Origin of the sequence: Bacillus sp. WP8 (genome assembly GCF_000800825.1) — a bacterium.
Lineage (GTDB): Bacteria > Bacillota > Bacilli > Bacillales > Bacillaceae > Bacillus > Bacillus safensis.
The window spans coordinates 3,086,776-3,107,341 of record NZ_CP010075.1; the positions used below are offsets into that span (position 1 = coordinate 3,086,776).

General features: G+C 43.1%; 23 protein-coding genes. 1 reads left to right on the top strand and 22 read right to left on the bottom strand.

The genetic code is table 11. The annotated features are described in order from the left end of the window. Nucleotide 1: 1 nt before the first annotated feature. From QR42_RS15680 to QR42_RS15745, 14 genes are all read right to left on the bottom strand, one after another. Nucleotides 2–961 carry a gluconeogenesis factor YvcK family protein gene (locus tag QR42_RS15680; protein ID WP_034281026.1) on the bottom strand — a complete coding sequence of 320 codons (960 nt, stop codon included), beginning with the start codon at nt 959–961 and terminating at the stop codon, nt 2–4. Then, a complete protein-coding gene (gene rapZ, locus QR42_RS15685) occupies nt 962–1,849 on the bottom strand; it encodes an RNase adapter RapZ (RefSeq protein WP_039183329.1) in 888 nt (295 codons plus the stop codon). 39 nt (nt 1,850–1,888) lie between these two features. After that, nucleotides 1,889–2,353 (bottom strand): 8-oxo-dGTP diphosphatase, encoded by a 465-nt coding sequence (locus tag QR42_RS15690; RefSeq protein ID WP_039181644.1) that lies wholly within the window; start codon nt 2,351–2,353, stop codon nt 1,889–1,891. A gap of 358 nt (nt 2,354–2,711) precedes the next feature. Next, on the bottom strand, nt 2,712–3,662 hold the full coding sequence (trxB, locus tag QR42_RS15695) for a thioredoxin-disulfide reductase (protein ID WP_039183330.1): 951 nt from the start codon (nt 3,660–3,662) through the stop codon (nt 2,712–2,714). 234 nt (nt 3,663–3,896) lie between these two features. Beyond that, entirely contained in the window at nt 3,897–5,285 is a 1,389-nt protein-coding gene (locus QR42_RS15700) for a C40 family peptidase (protein ID WP_039181648.1), read from the bottom strand. Nucleotides 5,286–5,649: 364 nt separating this feature from the next. After that, nucleotides 5,650–7,110 (bottom strand): tetratricopeptide repeat protein, encoded by a 1,461-nt coding sequence (locus QR42_RS15705; RefSeq protein ID WP_039181650.1) that lies wholly within the window; start codon nt 7,108–7,110, stop codon nt 5,650–5,652. A 130-nt stretch (nt 7,111–7,240) separates the two neighbouring features. Next, a complete protein-coding gene (hisIE, locus tag QR42_RS15710) occupies nt 7,241–7,870 on the bottom strand; it encodes a bifunctional phosphoribosyl-AMP cyclohydrolase/phosphoribosyl-ATP diphosphatase HisIE (RefSeq protein ID WP_039181653.1) in 630 nt (209 codons plus the stop codon). Next, entirely contained in the window at nt 7,867–8,625 is a 759-nt protein-coding gene (gene hisF / locus QR42_RS15715) for an imidazole glycerol phosphate synthase subunit HisF (RefSeq protein ID WP_039181656.1), read from the bottom strand. Before hisF ends, hisIE begins: the two co-directional genes overlap by 4 nt. Beyond that, nucleotides 8,622–9,359, bottom strand: coding sequence for a 1-(5-phosphoribosyl)-5-[(5-phosphoribosylamino)methylideneamino]imidazole-4-carboxamide isomerase (hisA, locus tag QR42_RS15720; RefSeq protein ID WP_039181659.1), 738 nt, complete (start codon nt 9,357–9,359; stop codon nt 8,622–8,624). The genes hisF and hisA overlap by 4 nt, the downstream gene beginning before the upstream one ends. Continuing rightward, nucleotides 9,356–9,994: an imidazole glycerol phosphate synthase subunit HisH gene (gene hisH / locus QR42_RS15725; RefSeq protein ID WP_039181662.1), complete on the bottom strand. Its 639-nt coding sequence runs from the start codon at nt 9,992–9,994 to the stop codon at nt 9,356–9,358. Before hisH ends, hisA begins: the two co-directional genes overlap by 4 nt. Then, on the bottom strand, nt 9,994–10,578 hold the full coding sequence (gene hisB / locus QR42_RS15730; RefSeq protein WP_034281037.1) for an imidazoleglycerol-phosphate dehydratase HisB: 585 nt from the start codon (nt 10,576–10,578) through the stop codon (nt 9,994–9,996). The genes hisH and hisB overlap by 1 nt, the downstream gene beginning before the upstream one ends. Beyond that, nucleotides 10,578–11,864, bottom strand: a complete 1,287-nt coding sequence (hisD, locus tag QR42_RS15735; protein WP_039181665.1) for a histidinol dehydrogenase — start codon at nt 11,862–11,864, stop codon at nt 10,578–10,580. The genes hisB and hisD overlap by 1 nt, the downstream gene beginning before the upstream one ends. Continuing rightward, nucleotides 11,861–12,508, bottom strand: a complete 648-nt coding sequence (hisG, locus tag QR42_RS15740; protein ID WP_039181668.1) for an ATP phosphoribosyltransferase — start codon at nt 12,506–12,508, stop codon at nt 11,861–11,863. The genes hisD and hisG overlap by 4 nt, the downstream gene beginning before the upstream one ends. Continuing rightward, complete coding sequence (locus QR42_RS15745; protein ID WP_039181671.1) at nt 12,501–13,676, bottom strand: ATP phosphoribosyltransferase regulatory subunit; 1,176 nt, start codon at nt 13,674–13,676, stop codon at nt 12,501–12,503. Before QR42_RS15745 ends, hisG begins: the two co-directional genes overlap by 8 nt. 233 nt (nt 13,677–13,909) lie before the next feature. Between QR42_RS15745 and QR42_RS15750 the strand changes: the two genes are divergently transcribed. Then, complete coding sequence (locus QR42_RS15750) at nt 13,910–14,704, top strand: C39 family peptidase (protein WP_039181674.1); 795 nt, start codon at nt 13,910–13,912, stop codon at nt 14,702–14,704. Between the two features lie 15 nt (nt 14,705–14,719). Here the strand turns inward: QR42_RS15750 and QR42_RS15755 are convergent, their stop codons facing one another. The 8 genes from QR42_RS15755 to hprK all read right to left on the bottom strand — a co-directional run bounded on the left by QR42_RS15755 (nt 14,720) and on the right by hprK (nt 20,547). Next, nucleotides 14,720–15,376 carry a DsbA family protein gene (locus QR42_RS15755; protein WP_039181677.1) on the bottom strand — a complete coding sequence of 219 codons (657 nt, stop codon included), beginning with the start codon at nt 15,374–15,376 and terminating at the stop codon, nt 14,720–14,722. A gap of 44 nt (nt 15,377–15,420) precedes the next feature. Further along, nucleotides 15,421–16,062 carry an NAD(P)-dependent oxidoreductase gene (locus tag QR42_RS15760; RefSeq protein WP_039181680.1) on the bottom strand — a complete coding sequence of 214 codons (642 nt, stop codon included), beginning with the start codon at nt 16,060–16,062 and terminating at the stop codon, nt 15,421–15,423. 87 nt (nt 16,063–16,149) lie between these two features. Then, nucleotides 16,150–16,578, bottom strand: coding sequence for an Rrf2 family transcriptional regulator (locus QR42_RS15765; RefSeq protein ID WP_024423567.1), 429 nt, complete (start codon nt 16,576–16,578; stop codon nt 16,150–16,152). Nucleotides 16,579–16,647: 69 nt separating this feature from the next. Next, nucleotides 16,648–17,166 carry an acyltransferase gene (locus QR42_RS15770; RefSeq protein ID WP_039181684.1) on the bottom strand — a complete coding sequence of 173 codons (519 nt, stop codon included), beginning with the start codon at nt 17,164–17,166 and terminating at the stop codon, nt 16,648–16,650. Nucleotide 17,167: 1 nt separating this feature from the next. Further along, on the bottom strand, nt 17,168–17,818 hold the full coding sequence (gene ppaX, locus QR42_RS15775; protein ID WP_039181686.1) for a pyrophosphatase PpaX: 651 nt from the start codon (nt 17,816–17,818) through the stop codon (nt 17,168–17,170). After that, nucleotides 17,815–18,759, bottom strand: a complete 945-nt coding sequence (locus QR42_RS15780) for a nucleoside recognition domain-containing protein (RefSeq protein ID WP_039181688.1) — start codon at nt 18,757–18,759, stop codon at nt 17,815–17,817. Before QR42_RS15780 ends, ppaX begins: the two co-directional genes overlap by 4 nt. A gap of 19 nt (nt 18,760–18,778) precedes the next feature. Next, nucleotides 18,779–19,603: a prolipoprotein diacylglyceryl transferase gene (lgt, locus tag QR42_RS15785; protein ID WP_039181691.1), complete on the bottom strand. Its 825-nt coding sequence runs from the start codon at nt 19,601–19,603 to the stop codon at nt 18,779–18,781. A gap of 11 nt (nt 19,604–19,614) precedes the next feature. Further along, entirely contained in the window at nt 19,615–20,547 is a 933-nt protein-coding gene (gene hprK / locus QR42_RS15790) for an HPr(Ser) kinase/phosphatase (RefSeq protein WP_024423572.1), read from the bottom strand. Nucleotides 20,548–20,566 lie beyond the last annotated feature (19 nt).

Consider the following 20,566-nt stretch of genomic DNA (forward strand, 5'->3'; position numbering starts at 1 on the left):
CCTATTTTTTCTGATGCAGCAGATCGACAAGCAGCGAGGCTACTTTTAGCGTGTCATGACGAATGACATGCTGGTCGTATGTAATGATTTCTCCAGGAATCACTTCTAGTCCCATTGCTTTCAGTGCATCTGTGTCGAATTGGACAGGCTGTGCCTGTTCTTCTGCATATTTTGCTTTGATTTCTTCTGGAATTTCTTTATTGTTCACAAAAATCGTATCGATAAATGGACGATCCATATGATCATTTAATGCCTGAACATGATCAGCTGCACTGTAGGAAAGCGTTTCCCCCGGCTGCGTCATGACATTGCAAATATACACTTTTTTCGCCTTTGAGCGAATCACTTCTTCTCCAATATGCGGGACAAGCAAGTTTGGCAAAATACTCGTATACAGACTGCCAGGCCCAATGACGATCAAATCCGCCTCACGAATGACTTGAATAGATTCTGGCAGCGGTTCAATCGTATCGGGTGTGAGGAACACTCGTTTAATTCGCTCACCATAGGTGGGAATTTTCGATTCTCCTGTCACCATTTGCCCATTTTCTAATTCCGCATGAAGAACAACACTTGAATTTGCTGCTGGCAATACTTTTCCTCTCACATTTAAAACCTTGCTCATTTCAGTGACGGCATGAAAAAAATCACCGGTTATATTTGTCATGGCCGCAAGAATGAGGTTGCCGAGTGAGTGGCCTGTTAAGTCATTCCCTTTGTTAAAACGGTGCTGAAATAAATCTTCTACAAGCGGTTCAACATCAGAGAGAGCTGCAAGGACATTTCGAATATCACCTGGAGGGGGAATATTCAAATCATGCCGCAGTCTGCCTGAGCTGCCTCCGTCGTCAGCAACCGTTACTATAGCGGTAATGTCCACTGGCTTCGTTTTTAGCCCTCTGAGCAAAACAGATAAGCCAGTGCCACCGCCAAGAATGACCACCTTTGGTAGTGTCGTCATCTATTTTCTGCTTCTCTTTTCAATGTCCCGGTGAGTGACATGTGTATAGTAATCGTTTTTAAAATACTCCGATAAATAGTTGGCCAGCGTCACAGATCGATGCTGCCCGCCTGTACAGCCGATGGCGATCACAAGCTGACTTTTTCCTTCCCTCTTATACGACGGAAGCATAAAGCTGAGAAGATCGATTAATTTCTCTGTGAATTTTTGCGTTTCACTCCATTTCATCACATAGGAGCGCACTTCTTCATCGTTTCCAGTCTGTGGACGCATACTCTCAATATAGTAAGGATTCGGCAGGAATCTCACGTCAAAGACAAGATCAGCATCAATCGGCAGACCGTATTTAAAGCCAAAGGACATCACGTTTACTGTAAACACCTGTCCTTGGTTTGTGGCAAAGTGCGTGACGATTTTTTCTCGCAGCTGTTTTGGTTTTAAATCCGATGTATCAAAAATCATTTGAGACCGGCCTTTTAACTCCTCTAACAGCTCGCGCTCCATTGCAATTCCTTCAAGCGGCAAACCTGTTGTCGCAAGGGGGTGCGAACGTCTCGTTTCTTTGTATCTTGAGACAAGCACCTTATCATTTGCATCTAAAAATAGAATCCTTGGCGTGATCCAGTCAAGATCACTCATTTCATCTAATGCCGCAATTAAGCTGTCAAAAAATTCGCGTCCGCGCAAATCCATCACAAGAGCGACCTTGCTCATCTTGGAATTCGATTCCTTCATGAGCTCTAGGAATTTCGGTAAAAGTGATGGCGGCAGGTTATCAACGCAAAAGTAGCCTAAATCTTCAAAGCTTTGAATGGCAACGGTTTTCCCCGCACCTGACATTCCAGTAATAATCACAAGCTGAATATCTTCTTGTTTGTGTGTATTCATGCCTGCTCCCTCTCCTTCTTTATGAAAACGGTTCATGTATTATTCTCCCTGAGGATCTAACCGATAAGCAATCAGCTCAAAATCGGGTGTATACGTAAAAGTGCCGTGCAGAAGCCCTTTTCCTTTGAGCATAAAATCAAGAATATGGGAATCTCCTGGAGCCATCGGCAAATGAGGCACATCCTTTGCGTCATGCCATTTTAAAATGCCTTCCTCTGACTCTGTTACGTTTTTTCCAGTAAATGAATCTGCCATAAAGGTGAACATCATCCACTCTTGAACGATTTGATCGCCTTCTTTTATGATAAAGGTAAAAACACCTTTTAGCTGCGGATTTAAAATATAAATACCTGTTTCTTCTCTATATTCTCGAACGACTGAATCCTTGACCGATTCTCCGCTTTCCATTTTGCCGCCCGGCGCTACCCACCAGCCGCGTCTTGGCTTTTGCAGCAAGAGAACTTGATCTTCGTGATGCAGCACACAATTGGTTACTCGTTGCATCAGCTGTCACCTACTCTTTTATGTCTTTAACTTATTATACAGGTTCAACCTGACTCCCACAATGAACATGCCCGTTCTTCCCTGAAAACAGACCGGTTTCCGTTTGAATGATGTAACGAGCCATTTCTCTACTCTTTATTTTACAGCATCTAACGGTTCTCCATGCGTCATTTGTGAACATCTCGTGAATTTCTAATTTTAGGCAAAAAAAAAGGACACGGATTCACATCCGTGCCAAACATGTATTCCTTATAAAAGGGGGTCAATTACTAGTTTTATCATAACGGAAAATTATTTCACCCGTGTTACATTCCAGTTAAAAGCCCATGACGCTATATTAAGGATTTACGACAGCCAATTATTTCGTTGCTTTGAGTTTTTCAGCAAGCTCTTCTACATAATGCTGTGCGCTTTGTGCTGCAATACTTCCGTCTCCTGTTGCTGTGACAATTTGACGAAGTGTTTTTTCACGAATGTCACCCGCTGCGAAAATACCTTCCACTCTCGTTTCCATTCTTTCGTTTGTCTCGATGTAGCCTTCTTTATTTGTAATGCCGAGATTTTCAAATGGTTTAGACAGTGGCAGCATTCCGATATAGATAAAGGCGCCGTCTGTTTTAAACTCTTCTTCTTCACCAGTCACCGTATCAACCAATGTCACACTGCCGACTTTCCCGTTTTCTTCATTGATCTGTTTGACGGTTTTGTTCCACATGAAGTCAATTTTTTCATTATCAAAGGCACGCGCTTGTAAAATGCTTTGTGCACGAAGCTTATCGCGTCTATGGATAATCGTTACTTTAGAAGCGAAGCGTGTGAGATACACACCCTCTTCTACCGCAGAATCTCCGCCGCCAATGACGACAAGCTCTTTGTTTTTAAAGAATGCCCCGTCACATACTGCACAATATGATACGCCGCGGCCGCCAAGTTCTTTTTCACCTGGTGCACCGATTTTTTTGTATTCAGCGCCTGCCGCGATAATGACAGAGCGTCCTTTGTATTCTTTTGAGCCGGCTTTGACGATTTTGTACTCTTCACCGTTCACGATTTCTTTGATATCACCATATGCATATTCTGCACCGAATTTCTTCGCATGCTCAAACATTTTATTTGAAAGTTCCGGCCCCAAAATGCTTTCAAAGCCAGGATAGTTCTCGACATCTTCCGTATTCGCCATTTGTCCGCCTGGAATTCCTCTTTCAATCATTAATGTTGAAAGATTTCCCCGTGATGTATAAACAGCGGCTGTCATTCCGGCAGGACCCGCTCCAATGATGATCGTATCGTAGATTTTTTCTTCTGACACAACTGTCACTCCCTCTTCAATTGCTGCTCGCATTTCTTATTAGAATGCCCTTGGGTGATGCTTCCATTCATGACAGAGAGCATCATTTCCACTCTTAGCTTTTATTCCTTATCCATATCCTATTAAATCTGCGGGGAATAAGCGAATCATTTGCTCATATCTTCAAAAAAAGAAAAAGCTTCCTTAAACTGCTGTTTAAGGAAGCCTGTTTACGGTTATATAAAAAGTAATGATTTATTCAACGACTCTTCTTACAACGCCTTTGAATGCTTTTTTCCAGTATACGTTGCTCATTGAGTCAACTGAAACACCGCGAGAGCTGTTATCGTTCAAGAATGTACCGTTTCCTAAGTAAATACCAACGTGTCCATTTACTTTATACGTATCAAAGAACACAAGGTCTCCGCGTTTCATGTCAGATGCACTTACAGCTCTTCCTTTACCTACAAGCGTATCTGTTGTTGTACCGCCAACTGGTCCAAGGTTGATGCCTGCTGATGCAAATGCCCAGCGAACGAATGAAGAACAGTCAAAACGACGAGCGTCAATATCGGCTTGTGATCTGCCGCCGCCCCATTTATATGGAGATTGTCCAACAATAGTAGAACCTGTGCTGATCGCACCTTCGATTCCGCCTACGTTACTGCTGACAGGTGATCCGCCGCCAGAAGATGGCTTCTTGCTTGGTGAACTGCTGTTGTTGTTATTGTTGTTGTCATTAGATGATCCACTGTTACTTGAAGACGGGCTGCTATCGTTATTTGAGCTGTTGTCTTCCGCTTGGACACTAGCTTGACGCTGCTGCTGTTGTCTTTGCGCTTTTTCTTCTTTTGCTTTTTGAGCTGCTTCTCTTGCTTCTTTTTCAGCTTGTTTTTGTGCAGCTACTGTTGCGTCTTTTTCAGATGCAATGCTGTTAGCCTCACTGTTTAACTCGCTGATTTCAGAAAAAGCACTTCCTTTTTGCTTTTTCACTTGCTTGAATAGCTTGTCTTTTTCATCAAGCTGTTTATTCAAGTCTGATTGAAGTGTTTCAAGCTTTGCAAGTGTGTTTTGCACATTTTCAAGCTTTGTGTTTAATTCGTTTTCAGACTTTTGAAGCTCAGCTTTGTCTTTTTCCTGCTCTTTAATGATTTCACTGTCTGCATTGATCAGTGTAGATACTGCACCTGCACGGCTGATGAAATCGCTAAAGCTTTTTGCTCCTAGTAATACATCTATGTATTTCGTAGAACCGCCGCTCTCTTGAATGGCACGTACGCGCTTTTTCAAGAACTCGTTTCTTTCTTCAATACGTTTTTCTGTATCAGCAATTTCTTTTTTCAGTGCTTTGATTTCTTTTTTTGTTTTTTCATTTTCTTTTTGTTTTTCTTCGATTTGATCACTTGTTTTTAAAGCTTTCTCGTCAATATCTTTAAGCTTTTGTGCAAGTGCCTCTTGTTTTGCTTCAAGCTTTGAAAGCTCTTCTTTTTTCTTTTGAAGGTTCTTGTTTACCTCAGATTGCTTGCTGTCTAGTTCTTGTTTCTTTTGTTCAAAGTTCTGTGCGTTTGCTTCATGCGTAAATGGAATAAATAAACCGCTCGCTCCGATCACCGAAGCTAAACCAAAAGTAATAAACTTTTTCACGAATAGTTCCTCCTTTGACAATTTCCCAAGCGACATTAGAAAGCAGCAAATTCTCTGCGACCAATCTGTGCTCTCTATGTCTTTCTTCCTGATTGTTCAGTCAGATGTTGACCAGATTGTTTCTATCACTAGGTGTTTCATTATGTATAGTAAAATATTTAAATATCTATCTTTGTTTTAATCCACGATTTTCATTATACATGAGACATCGACAAAATGAGCTAATATTTTTATTACATTTATGTTTCAAAAACATGTCGTGATTGTCATACTTCGCCAATTCCTTGCAAATCCCACCTTTTTATCCAAGAAAAAAGCATGACCTTTTCGGCCATGCTCGGATCTTCTGAATCTATTTACCTATTTAATCGATTAACGTACAGATCTCTCGTTCGTATTTTGATAGTGTTTGAACACTGATCTGAAAAGCGGACGCAACGTCTTTTTTGCTGACAGCTGATTCTTCTTGTTCATTCATCCATAGATAATAAGATGCTGCTGCCCAGGCAGGCGCATTTTTCTTATCCATACCAGAAGCACGTGCCTGCTGAATAATATGGAATAACCAAAAATAAGGCATATGGCTGTCAGGCTGAACCGCTTCCTCCAAACTGGATGCCGCCTGTTTTGCAAAAACTGCATCTTCTGAAAAAGACTTTTCTTTCATTTCATCTTCATACAAAAGCAGTTCTATAAATTGCTGTTCAAAGGCCGTTTTCGCTGCGCGTGCATCAAGGACAGACTGCAGAACGTCACGTTCCCCTTTTTGTTTGCTGACATAGTACGCAGTCAGCCGTTCCTCAATCGAGACCATTGGCTCAGTCTCCTCAGGTTTATCCTGCCACGGCTTGATCTCATCTGCGTCGATATCTTCTTCGACCATCTTATCCCAAACCGTTTGGGCGAGCGTTTTGTGGCCTGTATGATAGGCTGCGCTTGCAAGCCAGTATAAAAATGTACTATCTCCCTGAAAACCTGTTTTGTACAAAGAATAAAGCCATTTAAAGGCCCATTCAAATTCTCCCACAAGGGCAAATGTTGCGCCAAGCTTATAACGCTGTTCACTTAGTATTGGATACACGTGCGTTAATTGCTTCGCTAACATGTTGACCTTCTCTTCTTCTTTTTCATAATGGTAGAAGACAAGCTGATTGCAAAGGGCATGCAGATTACCGGGATTTTCATGAAGGACCCGGTTCAACATTTCTTTCGCCTGATGGATTCGGCCAGAATAAAAATAGGCCAAAGCGAGATTGTTATACGCTGACCAAAATTCTGGATACTCAACAATCATCTGTTCCAGCATCTCAATGGCTTCATCGAGTCTGCCGCTTTCAAGCAAATGGTTTGCTTGATCCTGCTTCACAATCAGGTCATCCTGATCATAAGGAAAATCTTCGTCCTCTTCGTCGCTCATATCGAGCAGGTCCAGGAGTTCGTCATTTTCATCCGCAAATTCCCCGTTCTCTTCCAGCGCGGCATAAGCAGTAGCTGATTTATATGCCTCTTGAAACAGTCCGAGATTGGCATAATTATTGGCTTTAAAATAGTGGCACTCAGACATGTTTTCATCGATGTGTTCAAGGATGAAATCAAGCAGTTCGTTTGATTGCTGGTAATGACCCATTTCAGTATAAATAATGGCAAGCTGTGACAGCATTTCTACATTTTCCGGCTCAAGTACGATGGCCCGCTGGATCAGCTTACTTGCCCTAGACAGATTTCTTTCTCTATATGCTTTAAGACCTTTATGAAAAAAGTAATGCCCATCTTGAAATAGCTGGACGACTTGTGTGTGATTATTTTGAGAAGTGTATTTACTCACCGATACCCTCCATTTCGAACAGTGTACCGTGTGTAGTATAACATACTTCCCTAGTCGTCACATAGAACAAAAGGAAAGGAAGGATTTGTTTTTCATTTAAAATGAAAAAACCAGGGATATCCCCGGCTTTTCATTCACCTTGATGACGCTTTTTTAATACCTTTAATACATCATCAAGCGGCAATTGCTGTTCGCGTAATAATACAAGAAGATGATAGAGAAGGTCAGCAGTTTCCCATTTCAATTCTTCTTGATCCCGATTTTTCGCTGCAATGATCACCTCGGACGCTTCTTCCCCTACCTTTTTCAGGATTTTATCGATCCCTTTTTCAAATAGATAGGTTGTATAAGCACCTTCTGGCATTTCCGCCTGTCGCTTTGCAATGACCTGTTCAAGTTCATTTAAAATCGCAAAACGATCCTGCTCTTCGCTTTGGCGCTTCACGCCTTCTTCCGAAAAACAGCTATAGCTGCCAGTATGGCAGGCTGGACCGCTTGGCGCGACAAGGACAAGCAGAGCGTCCTTGTCACAGTCATATCGAATAGAAGTCACTTTCTGTGTATGTCCAGAGGTGGCGCCTTTGTGCCAAAGCTCGTTTCTTGACCGGCTATAAAACCATGTTTCACCGGTCTCCAGCGTTTTTTCATAGGATTCTTGATTCATATATGCCAGCGTCAATACTTCCTTACTTTGAGCATCCTGTACAATCGCAGGAATCAGGCCTGCTTCATTAAAAGTTAATTCATTTGCCTGTTTCATCTGACCTTCACCCCGTGTTCTCTCAAATATGTCTTCACCTCGTGAATGGAGGTTTCTTTATAATGGAAAATGGAGGCTGCTAATGCTGCATCAGCTTCTCCTTTTGTAAATGCCTCCAGCATATGCTGGGCATTGCCAGCGCCGCCAGAAGCGATAACTGGCACAGTAACTGCTTCTGATACAAGCTTTGTCAATCGATGATCAAAGCCTGTCTTTTCACCATCGGCATCCATACTTGTCAGCAAAATCTCTCCTGCACCTCTCTGCACAGCTTCCTTCGCCCAGTCGCTAACCTCTAAATCTGTTTGACGGCGTCCTCCGTGTGTATAGACCATATATGCTTTTTTCTCTTCATCGTACTTTGCATCAATTGCGACAACGATACACTGGGAGCCAAAAAAGTCAGCACCTTCTGAAATCAGTTCCGGCCTTAACACAGCTGCTGTGTTGACAGATACTTTGTCTGCACCCGCTCGTAATATACGCTTCATGTCATCAAGATGGTTAATCCCGCCTCCCACCGTAAATGGTATGGCAAGAGTGGACGCGACTTGTTTGACCACATCCACCATCGTTTTCCGGCCTTCATGAGAAGCAGAAATATCAAGAAAGACGAGTTCATCCGCCCCTTCCTCATCATAGATCTGCGCCAATTCGACCGGATCACCAGCATCCTTTAAGCCTAGGAATTGCACCCCTTTGACAACACGCCCTTCCTTCACATCAAGACATGGGATGATTCGTTTTGTCATCATATGCGGTCAAGCCCTTCAAATGCTTCTGCTAAAGTAAACTGCTTTGTGTAAAGTGCTTTTCCAACGATTGCACCAGACACACCAGACTGTTTTTGCGCTGACAGCTTTTGAAGATCAGCTACTGCGCTGACACCACCTGAAGCAATCACTTGTTTGCCGGTTGCTTCTGCTAAGCGAACTGTGCTTTCCACATTTGGACCAGACAGCATGCCATCCATTTGAATATCAGTAAAAATAAAGACCTCTGCGCCTTCCTTTGCCAATTCCCTGCCGAGTTCCTCTGCCTTCACTTTAGACGTTTCAAGCCACCCTTCAGTCGATACAAAGCCATTTCGCGCATCAATCCCAATCGCTATTTTCTCTCCATATTGCGCCAGCATTTTTTTCACAAAGGCTGGGTTAGATACAGCTGAGCTGCCGAGAATCACTCTATCTACGCCGCTCTTTAAATAGAAGGCAACGTCTTCCTCTGTCCGAATACCGCCGCCGATTTGCACCTTCACATCTAAGGAGGAAGCAATCGCCAGCACATGCTCATGATTGACACGTTTCCCTGCTTTTGCACCATCTAGATCGACAAGATGAATCCATGTTGCTCCTTCTTTTACAAATTGCGCGGCCATGTCGAGCGGTGAATCTCCATAAATGGTTTCTTGATCATAATCTCCTTGCACAAGACGTACACATTTGCCATTTCTCATATCAATCGCTGGATATAATGTAAACTCACTCATTTGCTCACCCTCTGTTCGTTTGCTAATTGAATAAATTGTTTGAGCAGCGCCATTCCCGTTGTACTGCTTTTTTCAGGGTGAAACTGTGCACCAAACACATTTCCCTTGCCAACAACAGCTGGTACTTGAACACCATAGTCCGCGCTTGCTAATTGTTCATCTGGATTCATATCGCTCACATAATAAGAGTGAACAAAGTATGCAAATCCTTCTGGTACACCGTCAAACAATGGGGAGGGCTGATGAAATGTGAGCTCATTCCACCCCATATGAGGTACCTTCAGCCTTTGACCGTCCTGATCACGATCCTTTAAAAGAACGACACGCCCTTTTAACAGCCCTAATCCTTTTGTGTGTCCTGCCTCTTCACTTTCTTCAAATAATAGCTGCATGCCAAGGCAAATGCCGAATAACAGCTTTCCTTCCTGCACAACTTGGTGAATAAACGCCTCAAGTCCTGTCTGTTTTAACAGCTGCATTGCATCACGAAACGAACCGACCCCTGGCAAAATATAAGCATCTGCTTTTTTCAGCTCCTCCACATCAGCGGAGACGATATAGCGGGCACCTGCTCGTTCCAGTGCTTTTGATACGCTGAACAAATTTCCCATTCCGTAATCAATGACTCCGATCATTAGAGCATCCCCTTTGTTGACGGTATCCCTTTCACTCGTGGATCAATGGTTGTTGCTTCATCTAAGGCACGTGCCATCGCTTTAAAAATGGCTTCAATTATATGATGTGTATTGGTTCCGTAGTGAACAATCACATGAAGATTGATCCGGGCTTCAAGTGCAAATTTCCACAGAAACTCATGCACTAGTTCTGTATCAAAGGTACCAACCTTTTGACTCGGAAAGGCCGCTCTCATTTCCAAATGAGGCCGATTGCTTAAGTCGACCACGACCTGGGCAAGTGTTTCATCCATCGGAACAAAGCTTGATCCATATCGCTTAATTCCCTTTTTATCGCCTAACGCTTCCTTAAACATTTGCCCAAGTACAATGCCGATATCTTCTGTTGTGTGGTGATCATCAACATCCGTATCCCCTTTCGCATCGACGGTCAAATTAAAGTGTCCATGCTTCGTAAATAAATCAAGCATGTGCGTCATAAAAGGGACATCTGTTTGAATATCCGCTTTTCCTTCTCCATCAATTTCTAGCGCTAATGAAATATTCGTTTCATTTGTTTTTCTCGATGTTTCCGCCTGTCTCATTAAGATTCCTCCCGCTTTCTCGCTTCAATCGACCTTGCATGTGCTTCAAGCCCTTCTAATCTGGCAAAAGCGGCAATGCTTTCCCTGTGTGTTTCAAAGGCCTCTTGACTATATGAAATAATGCTCGTTTTCTTTTGAAAATCAGTCACACCAAGAGGGCTGGAGAATCGAGCTGTTCCGTTTGTTGGCAGCACATGATTCGGCCCTGCAAAATAATCGCCCACCGGCTCTGGACTATAGCGTCCTAAGAAAATCGCCCCAGCATGCTTGATTTGACCAAGAAGTGATTCTGGATATGCTGTCAGCACCTCTAAGTGCTCTGGCGCTAATTGATTGATTACGTCTACTGCACGGTCGATTGATTCTGTCACGTAAATACGGCCATGATCTTGTATCGATTGTGCTGCGATTGATTTTCTCGGCAAAGTATCGAGCTGCTTTCTGACTTCAGCCTGCACGCTTTCAGCAAGTGTCTTAGACGGTGTCACCAAAATACTAGATGCCAGCGCATCATGCTCTGCCTGCGAAAGTAAATCCGCCGCTACCTCATGCGCGACTGCTGTTTCGTCTGCTAGAACTGCAATTTCACTTGGACCTGCGATCATATCAATGTCTACCTGACCAAATACTTCCCGCTTTGCCAGCGCGACATAAATGTTGCCTGGACCTGTGATTTTATCAACAGGCTTGATGCTGTCCGTTCCATAGGCAAGTGCCGAAACAGCCTGTGCTCCGCCCATTTTATACATTTCAGAAATACCAAGCTCCTTCGCCGCAGCCAGTACAGCGTCAGAGAGACGGCCATCTTTACCAGGGGGTGTCACAAGAACGATTCGTTCAACGCCAGCAACTAGCGCAGGAATCACATTCATTAATACAGATGATGGATAGGCAGCTGTTCCGCCGGGAACATACACACCTACTGCATCAAGCGGTGTTACCTTTTGTCCAAGCATTGAGCCGTCCTTTTGGTGATAAAACCAAGAGGACGTCAGCTGGCGCTCGTGGTATGTGCGAATATGCTTGATAGCCGTTTGAATAATTTGAACCATCTCTTTGTCCAAGCGGTCCCAGGCTTTTGCCATTTCATCTTCTGTGACAAGTGGATCTTCAATCAATACCCCGTCAAATTGCTTTGTAAAAGACCGTACAGCTTCATCACCATTTGTTCTTACTTCTTGTATAATGCGCTGAACAGCCTGACGCTGTTCTTCTGTTCCTGTATCTAAAGACCGTTTGAGTGAGAGAGTATCTGTCTCACCTTCTTGTATGCAGGTGATGTTCATGATGATTCCTCCCCTTCTCCTTCAATGATTCTTGCAAGACGCTGCGCCATTTCATCAATCACCGTATCCTTCATCCTATAGCTCACAGGATTAACAATAAAGCGTGACGTGATATCACAAATATGCTCCGTTTCCACAAGTCCATTTTCTTTTAATGTTTGACCTGTAGAGACAATGTCTACAATGCGATCGGCAAGCCCAATGAGCGGTGCTAATTCAATGGAACCATTCAGCTTAATGATCTCCACCTGCTCCCCTTGCTCTCTAAAATAGGAAGATGCGACATTTGGGTACTTTGTCGCCACACGCGGTGCGACACCACCCCAGCTCGCTCCCGGCAATCCAGCAACAGCTAAATGGCATTTACTGATGTTTAAATCGAGCACTTCGTACACATCACGAGCTTCTTCAAGCATGACGTCCTTCCCTGCAATGCCAACATCCGCCACACCGTGCTCTACGTAGGTGGTCACATCCATTGGCTTGGCTAAAATAAAGCGGAGGTTTTCTTCTGGTACATCTATGATTAATTTTCTTGAATCCTCGAATTCCTCTGGCAGCTGGTACCCCGCCTGTCTTAACAGCCCGGCTGCTTCTTCAAATATCCGGCCCTTTGGCATCGCCATCGTCAACACTTTACTCATTTCGCTCTTCCTTTCTAGCGCCGATAAAATAAGTCACCTGTTCAAATGCCTTGGTCATCGCGTCAATATTTTCAATCCCCGCTAAGTCTTGCAGGACGATCTTTTTCCCTTTTGACCGCTCCTTTTCTGCAAAAGCAAAAGCTTCAAGTCTTTGTTCTTTACTAAAAATCACAGCCTCTTGCGGCTCAATGATTTCTTTTGCATCGAGCGCTTCAAGAAGACGGTCTAGTCGAAGTCCGAACCCTGTAGCTGGCGCGGGTGCATCAAAATGAGCAAGCAATTGATCATATCTACCGCCGCTTCCGATGACAGATCCAACATGATCTGCAAATACTTCAAACAAAATACCCGTATAATAGCTCATATGACTCACCATGCTTAAATCTAAACGGATATATTCTGTACAGCCGTAATCTTCAAGTGTCTCCCATAGCGACTTTAACTGTGCAAGCACCTCTTTTCCTTCTTGTGAAACGACGATTTCCTCTGCCCGTTCTATGACCTCTTGGCCGCCTCTTAACTCTAAAAGCTGTAACAGCCTCGTTTTATCGATGGAGGAAAGCGGTAATTGTTTCACATGCTGACGGTATCCTACATAATTTTTTTCATATAAGAAGCGGCGAAGGACGTTTGCACGCTCTGTATTTCCGAGTACATCGACAAATAACGTTTCTGCTAAAGCGACATGCCCGATCGCGATTTTGAAGGACCTTAGCCCGGCATTTTTTAAGGCAAATACGGCAAGCGCGATGACTTCAGCATCTGCACTAATCGAACCATCACCAATCAATTCAATTCCGACCTGCTCAAACTCTGACGGCCTTCCGCCTTCTCTTTCCTGAGCACGAAACACATTGGCTGCATACCCAACACGAAGCGGATACGCCTGTTCATGAAGCTTGGAAGCCGCCACTCTTGCAATCGGACCTGTCATATCAGGTCTCAGTACAAGGGTTTGCCCGTTTTGATCAAGAAGCTTAAAAAGCTGTGTATCAGTAATCGCCGATTGAACACCGACTGTATCGTAAAATTCAAGCGTTGGTGTCTCCATCAAACGGAAACCCCAACCAGTCATGACCTCTGTTAAAGAATGTCTCACTTTTTTCTTCGTCTCATACAATCCAGGTAATGAATCCCGCATCCCATATGGTTTCTCAAACATAAACATGTTTCTTCCGCACCTCCAACACATTAAAACGAAAAATTCCGAATCCTTTAGTTCGCTAATATGATAATATGCTAACAGAATAAAGCGATTAAATCAATCATTTTTATTTCTCTCTATTTTCATCAACATGTTCGGGAATTATTACATTCAAGTGACACCTGTGCCTTTTCTGTATGTTCAGTGAAAGAACGTGCTATAATACTTAAAAATATTGAATAACACAGGAGATTACAGTGAAGTTCATCCAGACACTAATCTTAACTTTGTTGTGCGCATGTCTTGTTTATTTTGGTTTTATATACGTTTCACAAATCGACCAAGTCAAGAAAACAGCTTCTCCGCAAGAAGCAGCAAAAGAAAAAGAAAACGATACGGCACTTGCGGCTGAAGAAACTCGTTCAACGAAAAAAGCAGAAACCCCACATCATTCATTAAAAGGAAGCAAAAAAGCCATGGACGTCATTCTCTACAATCAAATGGATGCGCCAAGGCTTTATAACGGATGCGAAGTCACGAGCTTAGCGATGCTGCTTCATTACAGCGGCTATGAGCAAGTAACGAAAAACGCATTGGCAAATGAAATCAAACGTGTTCCTCTCAATTATGAAAATGGCTTGAAAGGAGACCCTCATGATGGGTTTGTAGGCGATATGGAGAATGGACCGGGTCTTGGTGTTTACCATGAACCTATCTATCAGCTTGCGAAAAAATACGCGGGCGATCAAGTTGTCGACTTAACCGGAAAGCCTGTTAAAAAGGCCATCTATCAATCACTTGAAAAGGGCTATCCTGTCTGGGTGATTACGACATCCACCTTTGACAAAACAAATAACATCGAAACTTGGAATACCCCAAATGGCAAAATAAATGTAAGCTTTGATGTGCATAGCGTGGTCATCACAGGCTATGACAAGGAGCATGTCTACTTGAATAATCCATATGGAGAAAAGAATCAAAAAGTCGACCGTGATCAATTTGAAGATTCTTGGGAACAGATGGGCAGTCAGGCGATTATCATTAAAGCGTAAAAAAACAACCTCTATTCACGTAGAGGTTGTTTTTAATTCTTCATTTTCTAGTAATTCCTTCAGGCGGTCTTCAAGCTTTTCAGCTGTCATCGCACCTCCACCCAGGCTGAAGTATTCATCCCCTCTTTTTAATAAAAGTGTAGGATAGCCATTCACATGAAGTTGATGAACCTTCGCAAAGTCGGCATACGCATCATTGATCGCTTCTTTTGTTTTCATGCGTTCAATGACTGCGTCAGGATCAAGTTGATGCGCCAAAGCGATCTCCCGATATGTTTCTTCATCACTCAGGCTTTTTCCGTCTTGATAAAAAGCCTTTTGCATTGATGAAGCCAAGTACAATGCGCGCTCAGGTGCGATGGATCTTAATGCAGAAAAACCAATGGCCGCAGCCTCAGAGTCTAAAAGAAACGTTCCGTTTGCTAACAGCTCCTGATAACGTTCACCAAACTCGACACCAGTCAGCTGACTAATACGCTGATTTGCTTCTGGAATGTGTGGATAATCCTTTATTGGAAGACTTCTTTCCCCTACAAATAAACCGCCCGACACAAGTGTGAGTGATATCTCCGGATGATTTTCATGCAAAGTGCGAATACTGTTTGAAAATCCATAACACCAGCCACAATACGCATCCCATACATAGATGAAAGACAATTCTTGCTCATTCATACGTTAGACTCCCCATTATCATTTTTAAGCAGCCATGAAACTGCTTATTCAGCTTCAGATACGACGGTAAAACGTTCTCCAACATGGGCTGCCTGCTCCACTTCATCAACCAGCGCAATGGCGTAGTCTGCATAGCTCACATAGCTGTCACCTTTAGAATTGACAATCAGATGGTCTTTCCCTTTCACGTAAGAACCTGTACGTTTGCCAGCTGGATTAAAGAATGCAGCTGGGCTGAGGAATGTCCATTTTAATCCTTCTGACTGTTGAAGATCTTTTAGGTTTTCTCCTTGCTGTGAAGCCGTAGCAACAAATTCTTTTGGAAACTCTGGTGTGTCCACTAGTCTTGTTGTTTTCTCCTCATCTACAAATAGACTTCCTGCTCCGCCCACAACGATCAAACGAGTCTCAGGTGCTTCTTTTAAAATATCAATCAGCTTTTTCCCAGCTTCTACGTGAAGATGCTCCTGTCCAGCAGGTGCGCCAAATGCATTTACAATCACATCAAAGCCTTTGACGTCATCTGCTTGCAAGTGAAACACATCCTTCTCAAGAACAGCTAGTGATGAATCTGTTACTTTTTGTGCATCGCGGACGATTGCCGTTACTTCATGTCCTCTTGATTGAGCCTCTTTCACAATTTCTTGTCCTGCTTTACCTGTTGCGCCAATAATTCCAATTTTCATGTTAACTCCTCCTGCAATATGGTTTTATGATGATAAATAAAGGTGTAACTAATTCGGTTACAACAGAGGCAAAAAAAATTGAATAGATCATCCAATTTTTTTGATTAGCACATGCGTTAGTTCACTTAATTTGATCTCAGCAAGTACTTGCTCCATCGCACTTTGAGCGCGGCATAAAATTAATTCAAGCACCGCTTGAATATTTGCACCGATCGGACAGTCAGGATTTGGGCTTTCATGAATTTGAAACAATTCTCCCTCATCTACGACTTCAACCGCTTTATACACATCGAGCAGTGTGATGTCGTCTTCACTGCGGTTCAGCTGAGAACCACCTTTGCCAAGACTCGTTGAGATTAGGCCTGCTTTTTTTAATTTACTCATAATGCGGCGGATGACCACTGGGTTTGTATTCACACTTCCTGCGATATCCTCCGATGTCTGTAAAGATCCTTTTTCAAGTGATAGCAAGGCCAGAATATGGACAGCGACAGTAAATCTGCTGCTGATTTTCATGTTTTCTCACCTCTGTTGTAATCATTATAGTTACACCATGTCACATTGTCAACAAAAAAGTCTGCCGAGCTACTCAGCAGACTTAGATTGACGTGCTTCCATCTCTTCCTTCGTATAAATCATACGCATTGGATTTCCTCCAACAAATGAGCCTGCTGGCACATCCTTATGAACAAGTGTGCCAGCCGATACGATTGCTCCATCCCCAATGGTCACACCAGGTAAAATAGTGGAATTAGCTCCAATTAAGACTTCATCACCAATATAGACTTCCCCAAGTCTGTATTCTTTAATCAAATACTCATGGGATAAGATGGTCGTGTTATAACCGATTACACTATTTCGACCGACGGTGATTTTCTCAGGAAACATCAGATCAACCATCACCATTAAGGCAAACGCCGTATCCTCGCCGACCTTCATACGAAGAAAAGTTCGGTATATCCAATTTTTCATTCCCATAAACGGCGTGTACCTTGCCATTTGAATAAAAATGAAATTTTTCACCACTTTGAAAAAGGGAACTGTCCGATAGACTTGCCGCAGTGAATTGACCCCTTTTACAGGATATCGATCTGTTTTTCTCAACTTAATCAGCTCCAACAATCGCCAGGAGATCACTCATTTTCTTCAGCATGAAGTCAGGGCGATGCTTTAAAAGGGCCTCTTCTCCTTTAATAGACCAAGCCACACCTGCCGTTTTTGTCCCTGCCGCTTGACCAGACAAAATGTCATGATAATTATCACCGACCATCACCGCTTCATGCGGATCACTGCCAAGCTTTGATAATGCCAGCTGAACAGGCTCCGGATGCGGCTTCTCATTTTGTACATCATCGAGCGTCACAATGACCTCAAAGAACGGCTCTAAACCGGTCAGCTTCAATCCCATTAAAACCGTATCCCGTATCTTCGTTGTGACAATACCGAGCTTAAATCCTCGATCCTGCAGGACTTTCAATGTGTCTAAAACGGTCTCATATTCAGTCACAAGCAGATCATGCTGCTCATGATTAAACGTGCGGTACATCTGAATCATGTCATCCGTCAACTCAGGATCCATCGCAGAGAATGTATCAAACAAGGACGGACCAATGAAATGAAGAATATCCTCACGGCTATACTGACCAGGGTAATAATGATCCAGCGTATGCTGAAATGAAGCAATAATTAATTCATTTGTATTGATTAATGTGCCATCTAAATCAAATAGCACTGTGTTGATCGTCGATTCGTTCATATGGCTTCCTTTCTAACAGCTGCATGTTCCCGCTTCCGCCAAATATAGCTAATGGCAGCTGTCAATAAAATTGCAGAAATCAGGCGGATCACAAGAAGCGGCCATACTGGAATACCAAGTGGAATAAAAACCAGCGTATCTTCGACCACCGCATGGCAGGCAACGAGGAAAATAAAAGCAAGGGTTAAGTCCTTTTTACTCACACCGTCCTCTTCCACTGCCTTCATCATCACGCCGGCTCCATACGCCAGACCAATCGTTAATCCAGCCACCATTGTCATAGACGTATTTTCTTTCATCCCAAGCATTCTAGTAAAAGGTGACAGCCACTTAGACAGTGTATGAAGCCAGCCTAAATCTCTCATGAATTGAATGATGATCATGAGCGGGATAACGATACAGGCAAGCTGCAGCACACCGAGTACTGCTTTTTGTATAGCAAGAAGAACGATCATGTACCAGCTGGAAGGCACATCAGCCGCCTGAGCTGCACTCAAAAGTCCATATTGCGCCGGCTCCTCGCCTCCCTGCCAAACGAGATGAATGACAATAGCAGAAATAACAGCAAGACTGATTCTAACCAGCAAAATCACAGATACTCTCAGTCCAACCTTTGCCGCCACTGTCGATTCGATGATCAGGTTATGGCAAAAGGACAGCATCACTGCCAAAATAAACACTTCCTTCACAGGAAGCTCTAATGTCAAAATGGCTGCAATTCCCGCATACAAATTCAGCATGTTTCCTAATACAAGCGGAATCGCTGCTTCCCCCGAAAGACCAAACAGCCCCATAAATGGCTGAATGAATCGGATGATCCAATCCATGACAGGCGTATGCTGCAAGATACTGACGAGAATAGTTACTGGAAAGATAACTTTGCCAAGAGTCCAAGTTGTCGATAGCCCTGCTTTCAAGCCGTTTTTCCATGTCTCTCTCATCTCTTCTCATCCCCCCTGCTTAATTCGATGAATTGTTCTCTTTATACGGAATTGATGCGTATCCTTTCATTCTTCTAAAGAAAATCAGTAGAACAGCCACTGCGAATATCGCAATCGAAATCATCTGTGCGATTCGAAGATGTTCCGTCAGCATTAAGCTGTCTGTTCTCATCCCTTCAATGAAGAAACGGCCGATTGAATACCAAATTAAATAAGACAAGAAAATTTCGCCTCTGCGCAGCGAAGTTCTCCGTAATAAAATCAATATGACAACACCGGCAAGATTCCATAATGATTCGTATAAGAACGTCGGGTGATAATAGGTACCATCAATATACATTTGATTAATGATAAACTCAGGCAGATGCAGATTTTCTAAAAAGGCTCTTGAAACCGCCTCACCATGCGCTTCTTGGTTAATAAAGTTCCCCCAGCGCCCAATTGCCTGCCCTAGTAAAATACTTGGTGCTGCGACATCAGCTATTTTCCAAAACGATACCTTTCTCACTTTTGTAAAAACGATGGCTGTCAGCACAGCACCAATCAGCCCGCCGTGAATCGCAATTCCACCATTCCAGATTTTAATGATTTCGTTTGGATGCTGCTGATAGTAATCCCATTCGAAGGATACATAATAAATTCGGGCACAAATAATCGCGATTGGAATGGCAAATAAGATTAAGTCAATAAACAGATCTTTATTGATTCCTCTTTTTTCACATTCTCTCAGTGCGAGCCAGAGTCCAAGCAAGGCTCCGACCCCAATAATCACACCATACCAATGAACCGAAATAGGTCCGAGCTGAAAAGCAATCGGATCAATTGGCTGAATTGCTTCGTTCATATAGTCAACTCCTATTCATCTTGGCCATTGTCTTCAATGACATCGGCAAGCTTACTTGTAAATTGTTCTGCTGCATTATGCCCCATACGTTTCAGCCTGAAGTTCATCGCAGCCACTTCAATGATAACCGCTAAGTTTCGACCTGGCCGCACAGGGATCGTCAGCTTCGGCACATCTGTATCAATAATTCTCATTTTCTCTTCTTCAAGTCCTAAACGATCATACTGTTTGCCTTGTTCCCAAAGCTCTAGATTCATCACAATCGTAATTCTCTTATAACTTCTGACAGCGCCTGCTCCAAATAAGGTCATCACATTAATAATGCCTAACCCGCGGATTTCTAAAAGATGTTCAATCAGCTCTGGTGCACTTCCGACTAACGTATCCTGATCCTCTTGACGGATTTCCACGCAATCGTCTGCAACGAGGCGATGTCCCCTCTTCACTAATTCTAAGGCTGTTTCACTTTTTCCTACTCCGCTTTTCCCAATTAATAATACACCTACACCATATACATCGACGAGCACACCATGAATGGCAGTCGTTGGTGCCAGCTTACTTTCTAAAAAGTTGGTCAATCGACTTGAAAGTCTTGTCGTTTTTAGGCTAGATCGTAAAACGGGCACGCCATTTTCATTTGATGCTTCGATTAATTCCTTCGGCACATCACGATCTCGAGACAAAATAATGGCAGGGGTAATATCTGTACAAAGAGACATCATTCTCTGCTTTCGTTCGCGTTCTGGGAGCTGTTCAAAAAAAGAAAGCTCTGTTTTCCCTAAAAGTTGAACTCTTTCTTTTGGGTAATATGTAAAATAACCAGCCATTTCAATACCTGGTCTGGAAAGATCACTGATTGTAATGGGACGATTAATCCCTTCTTCCCCACTTACCAGTTCAAGATGAAATTGTTCCATTATGTCCTTCGTACGAACTTTCGGCACGCTTCTTCCTCCTTTTATC